At 53.7% G+C, this 22640-nt stretch carries 23 protein-coding genes; 16 read left to right on the top strand and 7 right to left on the bottom strand.

All coding sequences use genetic code 11. From position 1 onward, the window contains the following. Positions 1-70 precede the first annotated feature (70 nt). Positions 71-952, top strand: coding sequence for a protease HtpX (htpX, locus tag DOQ08_RS03515; RefSeq protein WP_114333500.1), 882 nt, complete (start codon positions 71-73; stop codon positions 950-952). Between the two features lie 72 nt (positions 953-1024). On the opposite strand, the gene pdxB is transcribed toward htpX, so the two are convergent. The 3 genes from pdxB to DOQ08_RS03500 are packed head-to-tail and all read right to left on the bottom strand — an operon-like array spanning position 1025 to position 4210. Next, complete coding sequence (gene pdxB, locus DOQ08_RS03510) at positions 1025-2179, bottom strand: 4-phosphoerythronate dehydrogenase PdxB (protein WP_114333499.1); 1155 nt, start codon at positions 2177-2179, stop codon at positions 1025-1027. 22 nt (positions 2180-2201) lie between these two features. Next, positions 2202-3500, bottom strand: a complete 1299-nt coding sequence (locus DOQ08_RS03505) for a DEAD/DEAH box helicase (RefSeq protein WP_114333498.1) — start codon at positions 3498-3500, stop codon at positions 2202-2204. Continuing rightward, positions 3497-4210, bottom strand: coding sequence for an elongation factor P hydroxylase (locus DOQ08_RS03500; RefSeq protein WP_227537468.1), 714 nt, complete (start codon positions 4208-4210; stop codon positions 3497-3499). The genes DOQ08_RS03505 and DOQ08_RS03500 overlap by 4 nt, the downstream gene beginning before the upstream one ends. Here DOQ08_RS03500 and dsbD point away from each other — a divergent pair. Then, positions 4209-6092, top strand: coding sequence for a protein-disulfide reductase DsbD (dsbD, locus tag DOQ08_RS03495; RefSeq protein WP_114333496.1), 1884 nt, complete (start codon positions 4209-4211; stop codon positions 6090-6092). The genes DOQ08_RS03500 and dsbD overlap by 2 nt on opposite strands. A 15-nt stretch (positions 6093-6107) precedes the next feature. Here the strand turns inward: dsbD and tusA are convergent, their stop codons facing one another. After that, entirely contained in the window at positions 6108-6350 is a 243-nt protein-coding gene (gene tusA / locus DOQ08_RS03490; RefSeq protein WP_114333495.1) for a sulfurtransferase TusA, read from the bottom strand. A gap of 82 nt (positions 6351-6432) precedes the next feature. Here tusA and DOQ08_RS03485 point away from each other — a divergent pair, with 82 nt between their 5' ends. Continuing rightward, positions 6433-6726, top strand: coding sequence for an antibiotic biosynthesis monooxygenase family protein (locus tag DOQ08_RS03485; protein ID WP_114333494.1), 294 nt, complete (start codon positions 6433-6435; stop codon positions 6724-6726). 5 nt (positions 6727-6731) lie between these two features. Here the strand turns inward: DOQ08_RS03485 and rlmM are convergent, their stop codons facing one another. Continuing rightward, a complete protein-coding gene (gene rlmM, locus DOQ08_RS03480) occupies positions 6732-7808 on the bottom strand; it encodes a 23S rRNA (cytidine(2498)-2'-O)-methyltransferase RlmM (RefSeq protein WP_114333493.1) in 1077 nt (358 codons plus the stop codon). Between the two features lie 187 nt (positions 7809-7995). On the opposite strand from rlmM, the gene DOQ08_RS03475 reads away from it, so the two are divergent. After that, positions 7996-9798 (top strand): sensor domain-containing diguanylate cyclase, encoded by a 1803-nt coding sequence (locus DOQ08_RS03475; RefSeq protein WP_227537467.1) that lies wholly within the window; start codon positions 7996-7998, stop codon positions 9796-9798. Here the strand turns inward: DOQ08_RS03475 and DOQ08_RS03470 are convergent. Continuing rightward, positions 9783-10466: an alpha/beta family hydrolase gene (locus DOQ08_RS03470; RefSeq protein WP_114333491.1), complete on the bottom strand. Its 684-nt coding sequence runs from the start codon at positions 10464-10466 to the stop codon at positions 9783-9785. The genes DOQ08_RS03475 and DOQ08_RS03470 overlap by 16 nt on opposite strands. Positions 10467-10654: 188 nt before the next feature. Between DOQ08_RS03470 and ccoN the strand changes: the two genes are divergently transcribed. The 9 genes from ccoN (at position 10655) to DOQ08_RS03425 (ending at position 19253) form a co-directional block, all read left to right on the top strand. Beyond that, a complete protein-coding gene (gene ccoN / locus DOQ08_RS03465; RefSeq protein WP_114333490.1) occupies positions 10655-12085 on the top strand; it encodes a cytochrome-c oxidase, cbb3-type subunit I in 1431 nt (476 codons plus the stop codon). A 15-nt stretch (positions 12086-12100) separates the two neighbouring features. Then, positions 12101-12709 (top strand): cytochrome-c oxidase, cbb3-type subunit II, encoded by a 609-nt coding sequence (gene ccoO / locus DOQ08_RS03460; RefSeq protein WP_114333489.1) that lies wholly within the window; start codon positions 12101-12103, stop codon positions 12707-12709. 4 nt (positions 12710-12713) lie between these two features. Then, complete coding sequence (locus tag DOQ08_RS03455) at positions 12714-12899, top strand: cbb3-type cytochrome oxidase subunit 3 (protein ID WP_114333488.1); 186 nt, start codon at positions 12714-12716, stop codon at positions 12897-12899. Further along, on the top strand, positions 12896-13786 hold the full coding sequence (ccoP, locus tag DOQ08_RS03450) for a cytochrome-c oxidase, cbb3-type subunit III (RefSeq protein ID WP_114333487.1): 891 nt from the start codon (positions 12896-12898) through the stop codon (positions 13784-13786). Before DOQ08_RS03455 ends, ccoP begins: the two co-directional genes overlap by 4 nt. A 130-nt stretch (positions 13787-13916) precedes the next feature. Next, positions 13917-15344: a cytochrome c oxidase accessory protein CcoG gene (gene ccoG / locus DOQ08_RS03445; RefSeq protein WP_114333486.1), complete on the top strand. Its 1428-nt coding sequence runs from the start codon at positions 13917-13919 to the stop codon at positions 15342-15344. A 44-nt stretch (positions 15345-15388) separates the two neighbouring features. Beyond that, complete coding sequence (locus DOQ08_RS03440; RefSeq protein WP_114333485.1) at positions 15389-15904, top strand: FixH family protein; 516 nt, start codon at positions 15389-15391, stop codon at positions 15902-15904. After that, the gene (locus DOQ08_RS03435) at positions 15901-18309 is read left to right on the top strand and encodes a heavy metal translocating P-type ATPase (protein WP_114333484.1); all 2409 of its coding nucleotides are present in this window, start codon (positions 15901-15903) and stop codon (positions 18307-18309) included. Before DOQ08_RS03440 ends, DOQ08_RS03435 begins: the two co-directional genes overlap by 4 nt. A 9-nt stretch (positions 18310-18318) precedes the next feature. After that, on the top strand, positions 18319-18555 hold the full coding sequence (gene ccoS, locus DOQ08_RS03430; protein ID WP_114333483.1) for a cbb3-type cytochrome oxidase assembly protein CcoS: 237 nt from the start codon (positions 18319-18321) through the stop codon (positions 18553-18555). 8 nt (positions 18556-18563) lie between these two features. Continuing rightward, positions 18564-19253, top strand: coding sequence for a sulfite exporter TauE/SafE family protein (locus DOQ08_RS03425; protein WP_114333482.1), 690 nt, complete (start codon positions 18564-18566; stop codon positions 19251-19253). Positions 19254-19256: 3 nt separating this feature from the next. Here DOQ08_RS03425 and ttcA read toward each other — a convergent pair whose 3' ends face one another. Then, the gene (gene ttcA, locus DOQ08_RS03420) at positions 19257-20156 is read right to left on the bottom strand and encodes a tRNA 2-thiocytidine(32) synthetase TtcA (protein ID WP_406565343.1); all 900 of its coding nucleotides are present in this window, start codon (positions 20154-20156) and stop codon (positions 19257-19259) included. Between the two features lie 54 nt (positions 20157-20210). Here ttcA and DOQ08_RS03415 point away from each other — a divergent pair, with 54 nt between their 5' ends. The 3 genes from DOQ08_RS03415 to DOQ08_RS03405 all read left to right on the top strand — a co-directional run bounded on the left by DOQ08_RS03415 (position 20211) and on the right by DOQ08_RS03405 (position 22638). Continuing rightward, complete coding sequence (locus DOQ08_RS03415; protein ID WP_227537466.1) at positions 20211-20888, top strand: TetR/AcrR family transcriptional regulator; 678 nt, start codon at positions 20211-20213, stop codon at positions 20886-20888. 75 nt (positions 20889-20963) lie between these two features. Then, positions 20964-21569: a DNA-J related domain-containing protein gene (locus DOQ08_RS03410; RefSeq protein WP_227537465.1), complete on the top strand. Its 606-nt coding sequence runs from the start codon at positions 20964-20966 to the stop codon at positions 21567-21569. Between the two features lie 34 nt (positions 21570-21603). Then, positions 21604-22638, top strand: a complete 1035-nt coding sequence (locus tag DOQ08_RS03405) for a polysaccharide deacetylase family protein (protein ID WP_114333479.1) — start codon at positions 21604-21606, stop codon at positions 22636-22638. Positions 22639-22640: the final 2 nt, after the last annotated feature.

The raw sequence follows: 22640 nt of genomic DNA, 5'->3' as shown, positions 1-22640 counted from the left end.
GTGAACCCAGCCCACATATATCGGTCAGATAGAAAACGACGTTTGGCGTAATCTTAAACAGGAAAACTCTATGCGCATTTTGTTGTTTCTGGCCACTAACCTGGCCGTTATTCTGGTAGCCAGTTTTACTCTGCGTTTGCTCGGGGTAGACAGCTATCTGGCCCATCAGGGCATCAACTACAGCTCTCTGCTCATATTCGCAGCGGTCTTCGGCTTTGCGGGCTCTTTTATTTCCCTGTTGATTTCCAAACCAATGGCGAAATGGAGCACCAAAGCCCGGGTAATCGAAGCTCCCCGCACCCCGGCCGAGCGCTGGTTGATGGAAACGGTTGCGGATCTCGCTCAGAAAGCCGGCATCGGCATGCCCGAAGTGGCAATTTTCCCTGCCTCTCAGTCCAACGCGTTTGCTACGGGCTGGAACAAAAACGATGCTCTCGTGGCGGTCAGCGAAGGGCTGCTCCATCGATTCAACCAAGATGAAATCCGCGCCGTGCTCGGCCATGAGATCGGCCATGTGGCAAACGGCGACATGGTCACGCTGTCGTTGATTCAAGGCGTTGTAAACACCTTCGTGATTTTCGCCTCACGGGTGATCGGCTCGTTTGTGGATCGGGTTGTGTTTAAAAACGAAGATGGCCACGGCATGGGCTTTTTCATCGTCAGCTTAATCGCCGAGCTCGTGCTGGGTATTCTGGCAAGCACCATCGTGTTCTGGTTCTCCCGCCGCCGGGAATTTCGAGCCGACATTGCGGGTGCGCAATTGGCGGGTCGAGGCGCCATGATCAATGCGTTGGCGCGCCTGAAACAGGAAAGCGAAGTGCCCGATCAAATGCCGGATACGCTGCAAGCCTTTGGCATCAACCGCGGTTCACGCTCGGGTTTGGCTGCGCTGTTCATGACCCATCCGCCGCTGGAAGACCGGATTGCCGCATTGCAAAAGGCATCGCTTTAAGCGGCAAGTTGTCTGGAAGAAACAAAAGGGGGCGCATGCGCGCCCCCTTTTGTTTACAGCAAACGCCAGTAGTCAGATTTTCAGTTTAAACCCCATCGCTCGGAAGCGATCCTGCAAAGACTTACTGCTGCCTTTCAATTGAATTTTCAGGCTGGAGCACTCCCGGCGTACCGGATAATCACGGCGCAAACGATCGAAGGCTTCTGCTCGTTTATCCTCAGATTCTTTCATCGCACGCCTCAACCGAAGGTCATCTTTTCTCGGATCGTAGCAGGCTCCAAGAGCAAGTCGCAGGGCTTCATCTTCAATGGCATTACGGGTAAACGACATTTTGCTGAGGGCTGGCTCGGGCAAAAACTGCCCGGCTTTTTTACGCACCGGCAGGCCAAGAAAACGGCACAAAGCCTTATACACCATTTCGGTACCCTGCATTTTCCCTTCGAGGCTATACCCTGCTATGTGTGGGGTCGCCAGCCACACTTTATCAACCAGGTCAGGGTCAATCGCAGGCTCGCTCTCCCACACATCCAGTGCGACAACAGGAGCATTAGGCTGCTCAAGCCTGCGCTTCAAAGCCGTGCCATCAACAACCTCGCCCCGCCCGGCATTAATGAGCAGCTGGCCGGCGTTAAGTCCGGCAAGCTGTTGATCAGATACCATATGAAAAGTCGGGTGTTCGCCAGTGCGCGTAAGCGGAGTGTGAAAGGTCACCACATCGCACGACATTGCTTCTGACAAGTCTACAAAATTATCGGCGTTCTCCGGCTCGGCAAGCTGTCGCGGGGGATCACACAATTTCACATCGAAATCGAGACGTTCTAACATTCGGGCAAGCTCGCTGCCAACGTTTCCGGCACCAACGATACCCACACTCAGTGTCGACCAATCACTCAGATCCCGTTGATCAGCAAACAATGAAATGACCGCAAGAACATACTCGGCGACACTTCCCGCATTGCAGCCCGGGGCCGCCGAAAACCCAATGCCTTGCGCCTTCAGCCACTCCACATCAACATGATCAGTGCCAATCGTTGCGGTACCCACGAAGCGCACCCGAGTTCCTTCAAGCAGTTCCCGGTTCACACGGCTCACGGAACGAACCAACAGAACATCCGCATCCTCTACTTCGCTCCGAGTCAGCCCGCGCCCGGTTACCCGGCGAATCTCGCCAATATCTCCGAAAAACGAATCCAATAACGGAATATTTTCATCAGCAACGATCAACATAACCCGCTCCTTTTTGCGCTAATCAGTTGCGACGAGGGCGCTGAGAACTACGCCCGCCGGTATTCCGTCCGCCACCGCTTCGGTTGCCCTGAGGCCTGCGCCCGCCACGCTTGCGCGTAATAGGCGGGTGCTCCATCGCAACCATCAAGTCCTCTTCCGGTATAGCGGTTTTCAGTTTCTGGCTAATGTAGGTTTCAATAGACGGCAGCGCATAAGCATCGTCTTCACCGGCAAAACTGATGGAGACACCGGTCTGCCCCGCGCGGCCAGTGCGCCCGATCCGGTGCACATAATCTTCCGCATTTTCCGGCAAATTGTAGTTGAACACGTGGGTCACGCCGTTTACGTGGATACCCCGGCCAGCCACATCGGTTGCGACCAACACCTGAATATCGCCTTTTTTGAACTGATCCAAAGTCTTAAGGCGCTTATTCTGTGCGATTTCACCCGACATCAAAGATACTTTGACTCCCTGATTCCTGAGGTCCTCCTCAAGGTCCCGGCACTGGTCACGACGGTTGGCAAAGACAATGGCTTTTTCCACTTCCGGGCGTTTCAGGTAGTTCACAAGTACGGGAAGTTTGTCTTCGTCGGAAATCAAATAAACCGTCTGCTCTACTCGCTCAGCGGTTTTCTGATCAGGCTCAATCTCAACGAATTCAGCGTTCTGAGTCCACATGGACGCCAGATTTAAGACATCCTGATTAAAGGTAGCGCTGAACAACAAGGTTTGGCGCTCTTCCTTCGGCGTACACTTGCGAATGATACGTTTCACATCGGGAATAAAGCCCATGTCCAGCATACGATCGGCTTCATCCAGAATCAGAATATCCAGCTGATCTAGAAACACATCCTGCGAGCCCAGGAAGTCGATCAAGCGGCCCGGCGTCGCCACCAGAATATCAACCACTTCGTTCTGTAATTGTTCCCGCTGCTTATCGTAATTCATGCCGCCCACTACGGTGACCACATTGTGGCCGGTGTACTGGCACAAGTGCTCTGCATCTTTGGCAATTTGCATGGCCAGCTCACGGGTAGGCGCAAGCGCCAGAACCCGCGGCTCAGAGGCGAAGCGGTCCCCTTCTTTCACAGGGGTTTCCAGCAGCGTCTGAATCGCCGTGATCAAAAACGCGGCGGTCTTGCCAGTACCGGTTTGGGCCTGACCGATCAGGTCTTCACAGGCCAGAGTCCATGGCAGTGTTTCGGCTTGGATCGGTGTGCAGTATTCGAAGCCAATTTTACTGATGGCGTCGAGCAGTTTCTGATCCAGATTCAAATCACTAAAACGAAGTTTACTGGTGTCTGTTGTTTCAATCGTCATAAAGTTTCAGGTGTCCTTGTGTGATCGGTTTCCAGGCCCGTTGGTGCGATGCGAACCTGGTCGAGGTTCCAGCGCTGCGTAAAACGGGCTGAAGTCATATAGAAATCTTTGAGGGTTTCGAAGAATGCTTGCGCGCGCTCAGGCAAGCCATGTTCGAGATAGTGAGCCGCCTGTTTAAGCACATTCGCGCGAAAGCCTTGCTCGTTAGCCGCGCCATTGCCCGCCAGATTATCCACGCTGATGTGGAAACGTGATCCGGCGGCCAAAGAAAACAACCACTCAATGGCTTGCGGCTTTATTTCAACACTTTCAAAGGCTTGCTGTTGCTCGAGCGTACGCCCGTCAGGACAATACCAGTAGCCGTAGTCATGCAGCTTACGGCGATGCTCACCAGCCAGGCACCAATGTGCGATTTCGTGCAACGCACTGGCAAAAAAACCATGGGCAAAAACAACCCTGGCGAGCCCGTCGGGTTCGCTGGCTGGTTGATATTCTGGTTCGTCACTGCCTTTGACCAGTATAGTCCGGTACTTTTCCCGGAACAGGTCATTAAACAGCATGATAAGATCGTCTGGATTGTGATTCATTGGTTCGCTATTGTGCGACTTTAAAGCAGCCAATGCCAGCGGGAACTTCTGACAGCTCGCTTGGTCAATCCCACCGACGTAACCTCTACACGCATTGACGACACAGGATATTAAAATAGCCATGACAGTGTCCCCACGAGCTCAGCACTTTATGTCACTAAAAGTGTTGTCTGCTGTTGCCGTTTTCACACTACTCAGCTTTTTTGTTACCGCCACAGCATTCGCTGCAGGAAGCTCTTTTTTTAACACCTCGAACAGCGACTTTTTGCCCGTAGAGCAAGCTCTCCCGTTTAACTACACCTCTGACGCGGGCGATCTTGTGTTGTCCTGGGACATCGCGCCTGAGCATTATTTATACAAAAGCCGAATCAAAGTGACCCCTCTGACCGATGGGGTCACCATTGGAGAGCCTCAGTTTTCGCTGCCCGGCACTTTGACTCACGACGAATTCTTTGGAGAGATGACGGTGTTTTTCGAGCCCGTCGAGGTTCGCTATCCAATCACTTTGCCAGAAGGGGTTACTGAAGCAAACGTGCAGGTATCATTTCAGGGCTGTGCAGAAGCTGGCCTGTGTTACCCGCCACAAAATCACGACGTTCTTTACTATCCCGGCTCAGGCAACTCTCAGTCCGCTGCTAACACAACGGCCTCCTCGAACGCTGCGCCACCAACCGCAAGCACAGACACCCGCAGCGCCAGCGGCCTCGCGGGCTTTCTGTCCAGCCAATCGATCTGGATGATCGCGGGCCTGTTCTTCTTGCTCGGCCTGGGATTAACTTTTACCCCTTGCGTGCTCCCGATGGTTCCCATCATTTCCAGCATGGTGTCTGGCCAAAATACACGCACCACGGGCCATGCCCTTCTGCTTTCCGGAAGCTACGTGCTCGGCATGGCGATTACTTACGCGGCAGCAGGCGTTATCACCGGCTTACTGGGTGCCAGTTTTAACCTTCAAGCACAACTCCAGTCCCCTTGGGTGCTCGGGGTGTTTGCGACTTTATTTGTCGTGTTCGCACTGTCCATGTTCGACTTATTCGAAATCCAATTACCGCGATTTATCCGAGAACCGCTTAACGATGCCAGTCAACGGCTGACTGGAGGGCGCGTACTGGGCATTTTCGGTATTGGTGCGCTCTCTGCTTTAGTGGTTTCGCCCTGCGTATCCGCCCCTTTGGCGGGCAGCTTGCTGTACATCTCCACCACGCAGGACGCTGTCATCGGCGGGGTTGCCCTGCTATCGCTCGGATTAGGCATGGGCGTGCCGTTAATTCTTGTCGCCGTTGGTGGTCGCAAACTGCTCCCCACCTCTGGGCGCTGGATGACAACCGTCAAACATTTTTACGGCGTGATGTTGATAGCCGTCGCGATCTGGCTGGTAGAGAGACTGATTCCCGCTTGGGCCGGATTGACTCTGTGGGGGTTGCTGATCACCGTTACCGCCGTTCAATTAGGCGCATTTGATGCAGCAAAGGCGGGCTGGGGGCGCACTCGAAAAGGGTTTGGATTAGTGATGTTTGCCTATGGTTTGGCTTTACTGGCGGGAGCCGTCAGTGGCGCCACTGACCCGCTTCGCCCGCTGGCCCCCTTCACTGCAACAGCTGGAAGCGTTCAAGGCACCACGAAAGCCCACGCGAACTTTGAACGAGTAGAAAATCCGGAGCAGATTCGCTCGCTGCTAACTCAGGCCCACTCAGCCGGCAAGCCCGTATTGCTGGATTTCTACGCCGATTGGTGCATTTCCTGCAAAGTGATGGAGCGCAATGTCTTCAACCAGCCGGAGGTGATTCAGGCACTGCGGCCTTTCACTTTGCTGCAAATCGATATGACAGACAACACGCCAGCCCAACAAGCATTTCTGGACGAACTTGGTCTGTTCGGGCCGCCGTCCATTCTGTTTTACGACGGTACAGGCGAGGAACTGGCCCAAGCCCGCATTCTAGGCGAGATGAACAAACAGGAATTCCTCAATCACCTCAGCCAGCTCCCCTCAGCAACACAAGGCTAGCAAACCGGTATCTGATCAGGCCTCACAACGCCTGATCAGATACACGAACTCTCCACTCTGCTCGCCATGCTCGAGCAGCTCGTGCCCTAAAAACTGGCAAAAACGAGGAATATCCCGAGTGGTTGAAGGGTCTGTCGCAATCACTTTAAGCACCTGCCCTACCTCTACATCGGTGATGCGCGTGTGCAACATCATCACCGGTTCCGGGCAAAACAAACCCCGAGTATCCAATTCCGCGTGAAAATTCTGGTCCGCCAAAGGTGACTTCCTCTAGTTCTCGTGATTTTAAGAATTCGGTGCTAAATTATTGTTTATAGCAACGAAAAAACGGGAGACTTACATGATTCGGGTTTTAATTGAACGCCACATTGCCGAGACACTTGAAGCCGCTTACGAAGATCGCGCCCGAAAGGTGCTGCAGCAAGCGGTCAGCGCTCCAGGCTTCATATCTGGCGAAACTCTGGTCGACAGCAAGGACTCCAACCACCGTATTACTCTGGCCAACTGGCGCTCAGAGCTTGATTGGGATCGCTGGTACAACTCCGAAGCACGTAAAGACCTGATGTCAGAGCTGGTGCCCATGATGGATCAGGATGAGCATATCACCGTTCTCTATCAAAGCCCCATGCCCTAAGGGTTCTATTCGTGCCGCTCGATAAAGCAGGTGATTTCTTCGCGGTCATGATAAAGATGTCGGGCCTTTAACGTGCAGTTGAGGCCCGCTTCTTCCAACCCGCGGATGATCATATCCCGACAGACCAGCCATTCTTCGTAGCGCTTTTTCATCGGAAGCTTCAGATTGAATACGGTATAGCGACAAAGCCTGTTGCCAACCCAGTCAACGGCCAATTTGGCTGTGCGCTGGGGTTTATCGATGATGTCACACACCATCCAGTCTACCGCACGCTTGGGCTGCCAACTGTAACCATCAGCCACTACGTGCTCAACATGCCCGCTAGCCATCAATTCCGGGTTCATCGGCCCGTTATCAACCGCCGACACCAGCATGCCCTGCTGCACTAACTGCCAGGTCCATCCGCCCGGCGCAGCTCCAAGATCAACCGCTTTTTTTCCGCCCCCGAGATAGTCCAGCCAGCGTTCTTTGGGCAGAAACACTTTCCAGGCTTCCTCCAGCTTCAGGGCCGAGCGGCTTGGCGCAGAAGCCGGCAGCCGCAAACGAAGAATACCGTCAGGGAATGGTGAACGATTACCTTCGAGACTAAAACCCACTACGGCGGACCCAAAATCACTAAGCAGCACTTCCAGGCGAACTTTGGCCGGCGCTTTCGCATCGGCTTTTAACAAACCGGCTTCGCGCAACCCCCGAGATAAAGGAGAAACCCACTTGCGCGCGAAATTACCTAGATCCCTATCCTCGTTATTCTCGGACAACCGCACTTCCACACGGGCGCAATCACCACCCGACCAATCGTGCTCTTTGAGAAACGCCACGATCGCACCTACCCGATCCCTGCTAGGCAATTCACACTCACCCACCACGGCAAACCAATCACGGGAAAATACCAGCCGGTTCAGGGGCAAGCGGGCCATCAACTCCTCGGCTGTCTCGCTACCAGCGATCGTAAAACGTACCTGACCCGAATTCCGCTCAGGCTGGAAGTACCCGAAAATTCCCTTTTCCGCGGCCTGATCCATCAACTCCTGCCCGGCTTCCGGCTCAAAGCCGGGCCGGCATATCAACATAACCTGCTGCATTTATGACCTATGTATTCATGTGATGCCGAATTTCTGACGCACCGAAGGGCACGAAACTCAACCTGCTTAACAGCAAGTTCTAAAAACACTCGTTACAGTTAAGCTACATTTTAAACAGATAACGCCTACGATGCTCGGCACACGGTTTCGGATTTTTACACGCTTCCTTATTTTGGCCAGTCTATTCGTGGCCTCTGAAGCTATTGCCCAAAACCCGTGCCCGACCCTTGTGGCCAACGATGCCGATGCCCGTCAAACCCTTAACAATTACCTCTGCTATGCGGTTACAAATCCGGGCGAACCTGCTCACTTGGCAAATGGCCCGGACAATCTACCCAGCTCGCTAAAATGGCAGCCGGCCGGTGGCCACGACCTGGTCTTTAGCCACACCCAAGCCACTTACTGGATCAAACTCACAGTAACAAACACCGGCACCCAACAATCCCTCTGGTACTTAAAGCTCAATTACCCATTACTTGACGAAATCACGTTTTGGCAGACACGTGAAACGCAAACAGACCACAGTTCGGCACCCGCTTTAACCACAGGAGATCACCATCCTTTTACAAGCCGGGGCATAGACTATCGCTATTACCTGCTCCCCGTCACACTGACGGCCAACGAAGTCGCCACGGTCTATATACGAGTTCACAGCAGTGGCGCTCTCAATGTGCCACTAAGCTTAGTAACACCCGACCAAGCCATAGAGGAAAGCAACCACCTGACGCTGATCCACGGGCTGTTTTACGGCGCGCTGCTCATACTCGCGATATTCAATCTCTTGTTATATGCCAGCTCTGGCACCCGCTACTACCTTCTCAATGCGTTCAACACAGCGTCTATGGCCATGTTTCTGTTTGCCATGGGCGGCTTTGCGAACCAGTATTTCTGGCCGGATAACTCTCAGCTGGCCAATCTTTCTATTCCACTCTTACTGGCGGTGACCGGACTGGCCATGACACTCTTCGGCTGGTCTTTTTTGGAGGTGCCTCGGCGAACATTATCCGGTAGAACACTGCACGTTCTGGCCTGGACCGGCTTCGGCTTGCTTGCGCTCACGTTGGTGATTCCCTACACCAAGTCCATCGTCATCAATACCGTTTTTGTACTGGCCGCTATCGCAATTCTCACTGTGATTGCATCGCTACGTTGGCGCCAGGGGTATCAGCCGGCATTCTGGTACTTGGCGGCCTGGATGGTGATGGTCGTTGGTGCTTTGTTCTACGCCTCCGCAGCGTTCGGGTACCTGGGCGACTACTTAGCGAGAGAAGTGACTATGCAGGCAGTGGTTGGCGCCCAAGTTGTCCTTATTAACTACGCACTGGTGCAACGCTGGCGCCTGCTGAACGAAAAGCTACTTAATGTCGAACATCAAGCCCGAAGTGAGCTGGAAATAAAAGTTCACGAACGCACCGCCCAGTTACGCACCGCTATGTATCGTCTGGAGCAGGCCAATCGAAAGCTTGAAACCTTGAGCCTTAAAGATGCGCTCACCGGCTTACATAACCGAAGACATATGGATAACTTACTGCCCGAACTTTGCCTTGAAGCCCAGAGGACCGGGAAGCCACTGACCCTGGCGCTGCTGGATGCTGACCATTTCAAACGCATTAACGATACTTGGGGGCACGATTTCGGTGACACCTGCCTACGGCGGATTGCCGACATTCTGACCGAACATGTTAAACGCCCCCGTGATGTTGCTGTGCGGTTCGGCGGCGAAGAGTTTGCTCTCCTGTTGCCGGACACAGACACCAGCGGTGCCGTCCGAATATGCAACGGCATTCTGGAAACCATCCGCACCACCCCGATTCATACGCCAATCAACGAAGCTGTCACGCTCACCATGAGCGCAGGTATCGCCGAGTTCGCCGGCCACGAAAATGCACAAGAATTGTTTCAAAGCGCCGATGAAGCGCTCTATACCTCGAAACACCGAGGGCGGGACACACTGACCTGCGCGGGAACAGTGCCTCAACCCCCTGCATAATCCTCCAAAAACTGGCGGGTAATCTTTGCTGCTTCGCGGATCAAATCAGACTGATTCAACGGGTGCCTAACCAAGGTGGCGAAATCGTGGTTGCCACCGTCCAGCCAGCGAAGCCGTGCGATACCTTTTATACTGCCCAGCGCATCCAGCTCTTCCGGTTTGCCAAACGGATCGCGCGTCCCTTGCAGTACCAGAAGCGGGCAGGACACATCAGGCAAATGGTCAATACGCCAGCGATCAAGCTTACCCGGCGGATGAAAGGGGTAGCCAAAACAAACCACCGCATCCACTTGAGCATCACCTTCACTTGCGACCAACGAAGCCATCCGCCCCCCCATGGATTTCCCCCCGATGACGAGCCGGCACTGAGAACCAACCTCCGCACGGACCTGTTGAATCTGTTGTTTGAAGGCCTCGAGCAAAACAGGCGCTCTGTCGGGAGGCCTCTTCTTCCCATCTTCCCGACGTTTTTGCATGTAAGGGAACTCGAAACGCACGCACGCAATGCCCTGTTTCTCCAGTTCGCCGGCCAACTGCTCCATAAAGGGTGAATCCGCCGGGGCACCTGCCCCATGGGCCAGAATCAGAACGGCTTTAGCACTTTGCGAATAGCTTTTACTGGTAATTCTGACCACAACTTTCACCTTAATGTTATCTGGCGGTATCATTAGCACCTTGAGAAAAACCTGCAAGACCCTTTTAAGAAACAGGAATCTACGCCAACCCACTGGCAACGCTGCCGATTATGGCAAATTTGACGGATGTCAGTAGTTGACCTGAGTCATTGCAAAGGGGTCATGGTTTCTCCATACTTGCGACCGCATAATTTCCCCATCCTGAACCCATTGGTAAGGCTATGAGCACAGTAAACGCAAACCTGACATACAACTACAAGGTGGTGAGACAGTTCGCCATCATGACAGTAGTGTGGGGTATTGTTGGCATGGCTCTGGGTGTGCTGATTGCAGCACAGCTGGTTTGGCCATCTCTCAACCTCGATCTACCCTTCACGCATTTTGGCCGTCTGCGGCCGTTGCACACCAACGCCGTCATCTTCGGTTTTGGTGGTAGTGCCCTGTTCGCAACTTCGTACTACGTTGTTCAGCGAACTTGTCAGGCACGTTTGATTTCTGACGGCCTCGCCGCCTTCACCTTCTGGGGCTGGCAAGCCATTCTACTTTCAGCTGTCATCACCTTGCCGATGGGGCTGACTTCCACAAAAGAATATGCCGAACTGGAATGGCCCATCGATATCGCTATCACCATCGTTTGGGTAACTTACGCACTGGTATTCTTTGGTACGATCACTAAGCGCAGCACGCCTCACATCTACGTTGCCAACTGGTTCTACGGCGGTTTCATCCTGACCGTTGCCATGCTGCATATTTTCAACAACATGGCACTACCTGCAACGGCCTTCAAGTCTTACTCTGCCTATGCCGGTGTTACCGATGCCATGATGCAGTGGTGGTACGGCCACAACGCGGTAGGCTTCTACCTGACAGCTGGCTTCCTGGGCATGATGTACTACTTCGTTCCGAAGCAGGCTGAACGCCCGGTCTATTCCTACCGCCTATCGATCGTTCACTTTTGGGCACTGATCGCTACGTATGTTTGGGCTGGTGGTCACCACTTGCACTACTCAGCACTGCCTGACTGGGCGCAAACTGCAGGCATGGTTATGTCTCTGATTCTACTGGCTCCCTCTTGGGGCGGCATGATCAACGGCATGATGACTCTGTCAGGTGCATGGCACAAACTGCGTACTGACCCCATCCTGCGCTTCCTGGTCGTTTCACTGTCCTTCTACGGCATGTCCACCTTTGAAGGTCCGATGATGGCTATCAAGACCGTCAACGCCCTGTCACACAACACTGACTGGACCATCGGTCACGTACACGCCGGCGCTCTGGGCTGGGTTGCCATGATCAGTATCGGTTCGATCTACCACTTGATCCCGAAACTGTGGGGTCTCAAAGAAATGTACAGCACCTCTTTGATCAACGTGCATTTCTGGCTCGCAACTGTTGGCACCGTACTTTATATCGCGGCTATGTGGGTTAACGGCATCATGCAAGGCCTGATGTGGCGCGCAGTCAACGAAGACGGCACTCTGACTTACAGCTTTGTAGAAGCTCTTGAGGCTTCCTACCCGGGCTATCTGGTTCGCTTCATCGGTGGCGCCACCTTCCTGACTGGTATGCTGATCATGGCGTACAACGTTTACATGACAGTGCGTCAGAAAGAGTCGGCTGCTGTTAACAATGCAGCAACTCAGGCGGCCTAAGGGGAGATTCATCAGATGAAACACGAAACTATCGAGAAAAACCTTGGCCTGATGATTGTGCTGATCATCATCACAATCAGCGGCGGCTTTCTGGCGGAAGTTGTTCCTCTGTTCTTCCACAAAGAAGTTAACCAGCCGATCGAAGGCCTGGAGCCTCTGAACGCACTGGAGCTGGAAGGCCGGGACATTTATATCCGTGAAGGCTGCCACGTGTGCCATACCCAGCAAATCCGTCCTTTCCGTGCGGAAACTGAGCGCTATGGCCACTACTCCGTTGCGGGCGAATTCGTATACGATCGCCCGTTCCTGTGGGGTTCCAAGCGTACCGGACCTGATCTGGCCCGTGTTGGCGGCCGTTATTCAGATGCCTGGCAGCGCCAGCACCTGTTTGACCCACGCAGCGTGGTGCCCGAGTCCAACATGCCAGCGTTTCCATGGCTCTTCGAAAACCGTGCTGACCACGGTTCAATCGAGGCCCGCATGAAAACCTTGCAGACGCTTGGCGTGCCCTATACCGACGAGCAAATTGCCAACGCAGCCGATGAGCTGAAAGGTAAATTTGAAATCGAAGCATTGGTCGCGTATCTGCAGCAGTTAGGCACCGTGCTTTCAGAGAAACGGTGATCCCATGGATATCAATGAGTTACGCGGAATTCACTCTCTATTGGTAATGGCAGCGTTCTTCGGCATCATCTGGTGGGCGTACAGCGCCCACCGCAAGAAAGCCAATGAAGAGGCGGCACATCTGCCCTTCGATGATGACGAAGTGGATAAGCGTACGCTCGAACAGGAAAAAACGGAGAAAAAGCAATGAGTACCTTTTGGAGCGTCTGGGTCATCGTGATCGTGCTCGGTACCATATTCGGCTGCGCTTGGCTGCTTTTGGCCACCCGCAAAGGGCAGACAAACGACACCGAAACCGAAAACACCACAGGCCATTCTTACGATGGCATCGAAGAATATGATAATCCGCTGCCTAAGTGGTGGTTTTATCTGTATCTGGGCACCTGTGTATTTGCACTGGGTTACCTGGCTCTCTATCCGGGTCTTGGCAACTACGAAGGCCTGCTGGGCTGGACTTCCACCAACCAGTGGGAAGCCGAAGTGCAAGAAGCCGAAGAGAAATATGGCCCGATCTACGCACAGTTCGGTGAAACCGCTATCCCCGAGCTCGCCCAGAACGAAGACGCCATGAAAATTGGCCAGCGCCTGTTTGCGAACAACTGTTCGGTTTGCCATGGCACCGCAGCACGCGGCCAGGTTGGTTTCCCTAACCTGACCGACGACGACTGGCTGTGGGGCGGAGAGCCCGAGCAGATTCTGCACACCCTCGTCAACGGTCGTCAGGGCAACATGACTCCTAAGGGCGTGATGCCTAACATGACCAATGAACAGGTCGATCAGGTGGTCAACTATGTTCTGAGCTTCAGTGGTCGTGAAAAAGAAGCAGAGGCAGCTGAGGCCGGTGCCGCTGTGTTCGCACAAGCTTGTGCAGCCTGTCACGGCGCGGACGGCAAGGGTATGCACGCAGTAGGTGCTCCGAACCTGACAGACGACATCTGGCTTTACGGCTCCACCTACGAGTGGATCAAAGAGACAGTTGTCAACGGGCGTCAGAACCAGATGCCCGCTCAGAAAGGTCGTCTGACAGATGATCAGATTCATATCTTGGCGGCTTACGTATATAGCTTGTCAAACTGAATCAAACCCGGCCGGGTAACCCCCGGCCAGGTCTTTTCAACCCTGTATCTGCGCTGCGGGTACAGGCTTGAGAAGATCCGCAGACCCTCCGAGGCCCGCTCCCAGCACGTTTATTTACCGGGAGGTATCCATGAGCAATCAGATTCCTGTAAAACAGGTAGATCCCAACCCTTCCGACAACAACAAAAATCCCGGAACGTACGATCTCTACGAAAGCCGTGAAAAGATCTACGTAAAAGAAGTCAAAGGACTATTCCAGAGAATCCGCAACGTCAGTCTTGTTGCGCTCATGGGCATGTACTTTGTTTTTGCCTGGCTGACCCTGGACGGCCAGCCACTGATTCATTTCGATCTTCCAGCCCGTGAGTTCCATCTATACGGCATGACCTTCTATCCGAAGGACTTCTTTTTGCTGTCTGCGATGCTGATCATCTCGGCATTCGGGCTATTTTTCATAACCACTTTGTTCGGGCGTGTCTGGTGTGGCTACACCTGCCCTCAAACGGTCTGGACCTTTATCTTTATGTGGATTGAAGAGAAGGTCGAAGGCAATCGCAATAAGCGGATCAAGCTTGATAAGGCCCCCAATTCGGCCGAGAAGATCACGAAAAAAACGATCAAGCACGCGCTCTGGCTTTTCGTCGCGCTGGCGACTGGCATCACCTTCATTGGTTACTTTTACCCCATCCGCGAACTGATCGTGGACATGTTCACCTTACAGGCGAACGGCTGGGCCTATTTCTGGGTCGGTTTTTTTACTGTAGCGACCTATCTGAATGCTGGCTGGATGCGTGAGCAGGTGTGCCTGTATATGTGCCCTTACGCGCGATTCCAATCCGTCATGTTCGATGAAAACACCCGAATCGTATCCTACGACCCGAACCGGGGTGAGCCTCGAGGCAAACGCAAAAAAGGCGTAGAGCCTTCCGAGGTGGGTTTGGGTGACTGCATCGACTGTGAACAGTGCGTTCAGGTCTGCCCTACCGGTATCGATATTCGGGACGGCCTTCAGTACGAATGCATTGGCTGCGCGCTTTGCATTGATGCATGCGACGAGATTATGGAAAAAATGGATTATCCGAAAGGCCTGATCCGCTATACCACGGAAAACGAACTCGAAGGAAAAACCTCGAAACTGCTTCGCCCTCGCACTTTTGGCTACGGCCTTTTGTTGGCGGTCATGATTGGCGCGGTAGGTTACATTATCGGAACCCGAGTGCCCGCAAAACTTGAGGTAATACGAGACCGTGGCGCACTTTTCAAGTTCAATGGCGAAGGCCGTGTAGAGAACTCCTTCACCCTGAAACTGCAGAATATGACGGAAGTTCCACAAACGTTCGTGCTGTCGGTAGAGGGCATGGAGGGTATCCGTATTCTGACCCAAACCAGCGTAAAGATTAAAAGCGGTGAAAACCTTTCCTTGCCGACCGTGGTGGACGTGATTCCAGAATCGATCGAGCAAACCAATAACACAATCAGCTTCCGCGCCGTGTCGAAAACCGATCCGTCACTTGAGCTTGAAACTGAAAGCCGATTTGTAGGTCCAAGACCTCGTTAATCGTCATGTTCGGCACTAATACTTAATTTGAGACGAATTGCATTATGACTGACAACACCCCCGTAGCCCCGTGGTACCGCCAGCCTTGGTTCTGGTTTCTGACCATTTTCCCGCTCGCGTCGATCACGTTTGGGCTGACCATGCTCGTGGTTTCCGTGAACCTGGACACCGCCATGGTCACGGACGATTACTCGAAGGAAGGCCGAGGCATCAATATGGCCATCGCTCGAGATCAGAAAGCTTCTGAAATGAAGGTATCTGGCAAACTGCAGTTGGCTAACCGCAAGGCCACATTACTATTAGATACGAAGGATGGCCCTGCAGATTTTCAGTACCTCATCCTTAATCTTTACCACCCTACCCTGGAAGATAAGGATCGGGTGATTCAGTTCAACCGGTTGGCAGACGGAGAGTATTCCGGGCAGATACTGGAAGATCTTGACGGTCGCTGGTATTTCGATTTGCAAGGCCCCGACAACGATTGGCGTGTCAAAGGTGAATTCTGGTTACCCGCCGAGCACCCTATCACTATTCAAGCAAAGGCTAACGTTCAAGAGTGACCCCCACCACTTGCTTCCATTGTGGCGAGCTTGCCGAGGGTAATCCGGCGATTACCCTGAAACTTAACGATCAAGAGCGACATTTTTGTTGTCAGGGCTGCAAGGCGGTGTGCCAGACCATCCATCAGGAAGGTCTGACTAACTTTTACGACATCCGCACTCAGGCTGCCAGCACTCCGAGAGAGCTCAGCGAATCCGAACTTCTGCGTTTGCGTGAACTGGACCACCCGCTGGTGCAACAATCATTTGTTGCGCCGGTTAAGGCCGGACAGGAAGCGCAATTGCTGATCGGAGAAATCACCTGCGCTGCATGCATCTGGTTGCTAGAAAACCACATGAAGCACCAAGCCGGTGTTCAGAGCTTTACCGTGAACCACACCACTCAGCGTGCCCGCTTGGTATGGTCACCCGAACAAGCTCATTTGAGCGACCTGCTCATCGCTATCTACGAATTGGGCTATACCGCTCGCCCCTACCAGGCGGACGCAGCCGAGCAAGCGCTCAAAGCAGAAAACCGCTCCATGCTCATTCGGCTCGCCGTTGCAGGCATTGCCACCATGCAAAGCATGATGCTGGCGTTCCCGCTGTATTTTGAAATCATCAGCGAGCTTTCCCCCGAATTCATCAATATGTTCAGGTGGTTTGGTTTTCTGGTGGCAACGCCGGTGGTGTTCTACAGTGCGCGGCCGTTCTTCCGGAATGCCCGACGCGACCTTGTATCTCGCCATCTAACCATGGATGTACCGGTCGCGATTGCGATTGGGCTTGCTTACGCAGCAAGCGCCTGGGTAACCGTATTTGGCGGCGAAGAAGTCTACTTTGAATCGGTATGCATGTTTGCGTTTTTCCTGCTTCTGGGCCGTTACATCGAGGTACAGGCCCGCTATCGAGCAGGACTCAGCGGCAACGCGCTTGCCGGGTTCCAACCTGCGGTTGCAGCACGGGTGACCAACGGCGAAGCAGAGATTGTTCCAGCCCACCAGATCAAACCTGATGACGTCATTCGGGTGCGGCCCGGGGAAACACTGCCGGCAGACGGCATCATCCTTTCCGGCCAGTCCACACTGAATGAAGCCGCACTGACGGGCGAATACTTGCCCGAAACCCGCTCACCCGGCGATACGGTCCACGCGGGTACAGTCAACGGCGAGAATCCGTTGGATATTCGGGTAACCCGCGCCGGGGCACAGACCCGCCTGTCCGGTATTCTTCGGGTACTGGACCGGGTTCAATCCGAGAAACCACCGGTAGCCCGAATGGCAGACCGGATTGCCGGCAAGTTTGTGGGCCGGGTTCTTATACTCGCTCCGGTAGTCTGGATTGGCTGGTGGCTGGCTGGCGCTGACAATGCCTTTGATATTACCTTGTCCGTTCTGGTGGCCACTTGCCCTTGCGCGCTCTCGCTGGCGACACCTACTGCCATTACGTCTGCCACCGTTCGCTTGCGAAAACTGGGATTTCTTCCGACTCGCGGCCATACACTGGAATCGATGAACGCAATCGATACCGTTGTATTCGACAAAACCGGCACGCTCACTCGTGGTGAACTCACGCTCACAGACCACACTGTTTTCGGCCCGATTGACGAAGCGACGTGCCTAAGAATAGCCGCAGGCCTGGAAAAACAGTCCGAACATCCGATCGCAAAAGTGTTTCACAACATGCCGTCGCTTCCGGTGACTCAAGTCACTAACCATCTGGGCGGAGGCTTATCGGGAGAGTTTGAGGGCGAAGCGGTTTATATCGGTCATAAAGCCTTTGTCGCCAACCATATCAAGGCGCCCGAACCTGAAACCGCCAGTGCCGGCGGCATGGAAATTTGGCTGGCAACCGCCTCCCACTGGCTGGCCAGTTTCCAGCTGGACGACAAGATTCGTGACGACGCAGTCAAAGCAATCCGAACACTTCAAGGCATGGGTATCGAAACCGTGCTTCTCAGCGGCGATCGATCCGGCCATGTTCAGCATGTCGCATCGGAACTCGGGATTTCACGTGCCATCGGCGAGGCATCGCCGGAACAAAAACTCGAGGTATTGGATAAGCTGAGTCAGGAAGGCCACCGTGTTATGATGGTCGGAGACGGTTTGAATGACTTGCCCTCAATGGCCGGTGCCGGCATCTCGGTCGCTATGGGCACCGCGGCTGACCTAACCCAGCTGAAAGCCGATGCTGTTTTGCTAAACGGTCAGCTTTATCAACTCGTTGAGGCCATCCATACAAGCCAGAAGACTCGCCATATCATTCGCCAAAACATGATTTGGGCGTTCGGCTATAACGTGTCTGTGCTGCCTTTGGCTGCGGCAGGGCTCGTGCCTCCATGGCTTGCCGCGATTGGCATGTCCCTAAGCTCACTCATCGTCGTTCTTAATGCTCTTCGTCTTAGCAGGGCTCGACGTACCACTTAGGAGTTTACAATGAACATTGTCATGCTTCTGATTCCCCTGATGTTGATGCTGGTAGCCCTAGGCATCCTTCTATTTTCGTGGGCGGTGAAGAGCGGCCAATATGACGACCTCGACGGACCGGCTCACCGAATTCTGCACGACGACGACAAAGATATGATTCCTACAGAGGCCCGCCCTTCAAAACCTTCCTCGAAAGATAATCAAACCGAGAGCGAGCCGGACAAAACAACCAAGCGCCCCGACTGACTCGATTCATGCATCCGGAACTTTACCTCAGTTATTCAAGCGCTTTTGCTATTGGTCTTCTTGGCAGTACCCATTGTTTGGGTATGTGCGGAGGTATCAGTGCTTCTCTCTCGATGGCGTTGCCGGTCGGGCGAGGCTTCAGGTTTCGGCAAACACTTCTATTGCTGGCGTTCAACTTCGGCCGAATCGGTAGCTACTCTCTGATTGCGGCGGGCGTAGCATTGCTCAGCACCCAAGCTGCCGGCCAATGGGCTTGGGCAGGGCTACTACTCATGACGCTCGCCGGGGTACTGCTGATATTCATGGGGCTATCGATGGGGCAATGGTGGCAAGGGATTCGCTACATCGAACGAGCGGGCGCGCCCGTTTGGCGCACCCTGTCACCCCTCACCAAACGGTTTCTTCCGGTTAATAACGCCGGGCAAGCATTGGCGCTGGGCTCTTTATGGGGCTGGCTACCCTGCGGCTTGGTGTACAGCACGCTCGGCTGGGCGGCTCTTCAGCCCACCGTACCTAGCGCCGCACTAACCATGTTCTTTTTTGGTTTGGGCACCCTGCCCTCAATGCTGGCAACGGGGTACGCAGCGCAATGGATCCGCAGCATTAAGAGCCATCAAGGCGTACGCAAGATTAGCGGAATTCTGCTGATCCTGTTTGGATTATGGACGCTGCCCATTCAAGCGCTATTGAACCTCTAACGACTAGAGATTCAACACATCCAACCGGCCAAAGTCTTGCTCGGGCTCGGCATTCTGCACCACAGCCTGACGCTTACCCCCCAAGCGCTTTCCTTCCTTAAAATCATACAGATTCGGGTCAGCAAGATGAGAAGGTTCAACATTGCACATCGCACGGAACATGGTTTCGAGACGCCCCGGGTGCTGCTTGTCCCAAGTCTGTAACATATCTTTGATGACCTGACGCTGCAGATTCTCCTGAGAGCCGCACAGATTACAGGGAATGATGGGGTATTCGCGGAGTTCACCGTACCGCGCAATGTCCTTTTCCCGGCAAAAAGCCAAAGGTCTGATCACGGTATTACGGCCATCATCACTATGAAGAACAGGTGGCATCGACTTTAACTTGCCACCGTAGAACATATTCAGAAACAAGGTTTCCAGCATATCGTCCCGGTGATGACCAAGCGCTATCTTGGTGACCCCATGCTCTTCCGCAAAGTTATAGAGAATTCCGCGACGCAGGCGCGAACACAATCCGCAAGTGGTCTTCCCTTCCGGGACTTTTTCCTTAACAATGCTATAGGTGTCTTTCTCAATGATGTGGTACTCGACACCAAGCGCATCCAAATAGGCAGGGAGCACCTCCTCCGGAAAGCCGGGCTGCTTTTGGTCGAGGTTAACGGCAATGATTTCGAAGTCGACCGGAGCGCTCTTCTGGAGATTGAGCAGTATATCCAACATCGCGTAGGAATCCTTGCCCCCGGACAAGCAACACATAACCTTGTCGCCGGCCTCAATCATCGAGTACTGAGCAATTGCCTGCCCGACCTCTCGGCGCAAGCGCTTCTGGAGTTTATTTAGCTCCACCTTGCGGAGGCGCTCTTGCTCAGAAACAGGTTGGGACTCAGATATTGCAGACATTGCTTCAGACATCAGTTATACGCTCACGAGGTAAGTGAGCCCGGAATTATACGCATGACAAACATTCAGGGACAGGACAGCAACATGGATATGTTGAATTCGAAACCGGAAACTACGGGTAAACGCGCATTAAACCGGCGGCGTAACCGTCGGGCCATCCTCGAAGCAGCTAGAGATTGCTTTCAGGAAAACGGCTACGACAACACATCCATTCGCGACATCGTACGTAAGACGAATCTGGCTTCGGGCACCTTCTACAATTACTTTTCCAGTAAGCAAGACATCTTTGCCGCTCTACTGACCGATTTTCTCTCCTCTCTCAACGATGACATATCCAGCCGAAGAAATGCGGCGTCCTCGACAAAAGAACTGATTTTCTCCACTTATCACGCGCTTTATCGGGCAACCGCAAAAGACCCCGTAATCTACGAACTGGCCCATCAGAACCAGCGGGCGCTGAGAAATCTTTTTGGCTCTGACATCCTCGGCCTGACCCTTCTGTCGCTGGAACAGGACGTTCGTACCGCAATAGAACGCGGATTGCTGCCTGAAACTGACCCGGAATATCTGTGCGCCACGTTTTTTGGTGTTGCTTACGATATGAGCCTGCTGGTCGCACGGAAGGCTCGTTCCTGCCCTAACGGTATTCACGATGAAGCCGAACGTGCCGCCAAGTTCTCGACCGACCTGTTTCTGGGCGGACTACCGGCGCTGGCGGCCCTTCCAAGCTAAGACTGACTCGCATACCATTCGTGCATGACAACTGACCATACATCCCGCCCAACAGGCAGGAACACCCGCGAAGAATTGAGCTGGTTACATAAGCAGATTGAACACCTTATCGTGGCCGCTGAGCACGAGTTAAGGGCGGCGGGCCCGTCAGGGCTCACCGAGCTGGCTCTGATCAAAGCGCTTCAAAGTGACCGCTGGGAGTTAATCGGGCCGATAGATTTTTCCCGGACCGAGCAACTTTACCCCATACACTTCCTACTGTTTCACGCGCTGCACCGTCTCAGCGATGAGTTATTGGCCGGTGGTGAAAGCATTCACCTATCGCCTCTTCAAATTCGCCTGTTTCCGACAGATTCAGTAAGTGGCACATCCCTCCCGGGGCCAAAGGATGCACTTCGGGAGTTTTATATGGATTTGGAGCAGTACTATCTGTCCAACACCGCAATCAGTGACATGATGGATCGTTTTTGGGCAGGTACAATAGTGCAGAAACCGAATAGCGCATCCGTTATTTCAGCTGCTGAAGTTCTTGGATTTGAGTCACTACCTCCAACGTTCGACACAGCAAAGCGTCGATTCAGACAGCTGATGATGAAAGCACACCCCGATCGCGGTGGCAGCACCGTAGAAGTGCAGCACCTGAACGAGGCTTTCGCGGTTCTCAAAGCGCACTATTCGTAACGTACCATCCCGCGTCAACTGGAATGCCCTGCTCATGATCAATTTCAGAAAACTGTTCGCTCTGCCCGCTCTGTCCTTGATGATGGCCTTTTCTTGCACCGCCCAGGCCGACTTGGTGGTATTGCAATATCACCATGTGGCCGACAGCACGCCGCCGGCGACCAGCACATCACGCTCTCTTTTCGAAGCGCAATTGCAAATGATCTCCGATCTGGGGTTAAAAGTGGTTCCACTGGGGCCCGCAACTCGCCAAGCGCTCGCCGGTGACGCGCCAGCAACCAATCAAGTCGCTATTACGTTTGATGATGCCTATGAATCGGTTTACAACGTTGCTGCTCCGATTCTGGATCAACAGAAGATGCCCTACACAATCTTCGTAAACACCAATGCGGTAGGTGGCCAGGGCTATATGGACTGGGCCGAGTTAAAAAGACTGAGCAGCAAAGACTGGGTAACCATTGCCAACCACAGCGCCGATCATGGACATCTGGCACGCAGGCCCGGTGAAGCTGAAGCAGATTGGCACAAGCGAGCTAACCGCAGCCTCGACGACGCCCAGCGCATCTTGGAAAAACAGTTGGGAACCACCGAGCGCCTGTTCGCCTACCCTTATGGAGAATATGACGAATCGCTCGAACAGAAGCTGAGCGAGCGAGGTTGGCTGGGTTTTGGTCAGCAATCCGGTGCCATAGGGCGCCAGTCCCATGGCACGAGACTCCCCCGTTTCCCAATGGCCAATGCCTACGGACAACTGGGCAGTTTAAAAGACAAGCTGCTGAGCAAGGCGTTTCCTGTTGACGCCAGCCGCCTACCGGATGGCGTTGTATCCAATAACCCACCGTCGTTAACGTTGAAGCTGGAAGCCCCTCTATCGGCGTCCCGCCTCACCTGTTTTGCTTCCGGGCTGGGCCGGATTGATTTCAACGTAAGCGGGGATACCGTCACAGTCCAAGCACCAAAGGCCTTGAACGCCCGCCGCTTCCGCTACAACTGTACCCACCCGGCAGGCAACGGCAGCTATTACTGGTTATCACAACAATGGCTGAATCTGGATGCCCCTGAAGACTAACC

This window comes from Marinobacter litoralis (assembly GCF_003336705.1).
GTDB classification, from domain to species: domain Bacteria; phylum Pseudomonadota; class Gammaproteobacteria; order Pseudomonadales; family Oleiphilaceae; genus Marinobacter; species Marinobacter litoralis.
Note: the sequence above shows the minus strand (reverse complement) of the source record. Positions and strands in the feature narration are given on the sequence as shown.

Bases quoted from the DNA above. Each gene is read 5' to 3' on its own strand.
- htpX (WP_114333500.1), top strand. From the start codon at position 71: ATGCGCATTTTGTTGTTTCTGGCCACTAACCTGGCCGTTATTCTGGTA.
- pdxB (WP_114333499.1), bottom strand. From the start codon at position 2,179: ATGTTGATCGTTGCTGATGAAAATATTCCGTTATTGGATTCGTTTTTC.
- DOQ08_RS03505 (WP_114333498.1), bottom strand. From the start codon at position 3,500: ATGACGATTGAAACAACAGACACCAGTAAACTTCGTTTTAGTGATTTG.
- dsbD (WP_114333496.1), top strand. From the start codon at position 4,209: ATGACAGTGTCCCCACGAGCTCAGCACTTTATGTCACTAAAAGTGTTG.
- DOQ08_RS03500 (WP_227537468.1), bottom strand. From the start codon at position 4,210: ATGGCTATTTTAATATCCTGTGTCGTCAATGCGTGTAGAGGTTACGTC.
- DOQ08_RS03485 (WP_114333494.1), top strand. From the start codon at position 6,433: ATGATTCGGGTTTTAATTGAACGCCACATTGCCGAGACACTTGAAGCC.
- rlmM (WP_114333493.1), bottom strand. From the start codon at position 7,808: ATGCAGCAGGTTATGTTGATATGCCGGCCCGGCTTTGAGCCGGAAGCC.
- DOQ08_RS03470 (WP_114333491.1), bottom strand. From the start codon at position 10,466: ATGATACCGCCAGATAACATTAAGGTGAAAGTTGTGGTCAGAATTACC.
- ccoN (WP_114333490.1), top strand. From the start codon at position 10,655: ATGAGCACAGTAAACGCAAACCTGACATACAACTACAAGGTGGTGAGA.
- ccoO (WP_114333489.1), top strand. From the start codon at position 12,101: ATGAAACACGAAACTATCGAGAAAAACCTTGGCCTGATGATTGTGCTG.
- DOQ08_RS03455 (WP_114333488.1), top strand. From the start codon at position 12,714: ATGGATATCAATGAGTTACGCGGAATTCACTCTCTATTGGTAATGGCA.
- ccoP (WP_114333487.1), top strand. From the start codon at position 12,896: ATGAGTACCTTTTGGAGCGTCTGGGTCATCGTGATCGTGCTCGGTACC.
- ccoG (WP_114333486.1), top strand. From the start codon at position 13,917: ATGAGCAATCAGATTCCTGTAAAACAGGTAGATCCCAACCCTTCCGAC.
- DOQ08_RS03440 (WP_114333485.1), top strand. From the start codon at position 15,389: ATGACTGACAACACCCCCGTAGCCCCGTGGTACCGCCAGCCTTGGTTC.
- ccoS (WP_114333483.1), top strand. From the start codon at position 18,319: ATGAACATTGTCATGCTTCTGATTCCCCTGATGTTGATGCTGGTAGCC.
- DOQ08_RS03425 (WP_114333482.1), top strand. From the start codon at position 18,564: ATGCATCCGGAACTTTACCTCAGTTATTCAAGCGCTTTTGCTATTGGT.
- ttcA (WP_406565343.1), bottom strand. From the start codon at position 20,156: ATGTCTGCAATATCTGAGTCCCAACCTGTTTCTGAGCAAGAGCGCCTC.
- DOQ08_RS03415 (WP_227537466.1), top strand. From the start codon at position 20,211: ATGACAAACATTCAGGGACAGGACAGCAACATGGATATGTTGAATTCG.
- DOQ08_RS03405 (WP_114333479.1), top strand. From the start codon at position 21,604: ATGATCAATTTCAGAAAACTGTTCGCTCTGCCCGCTCTGTCCTTGATG.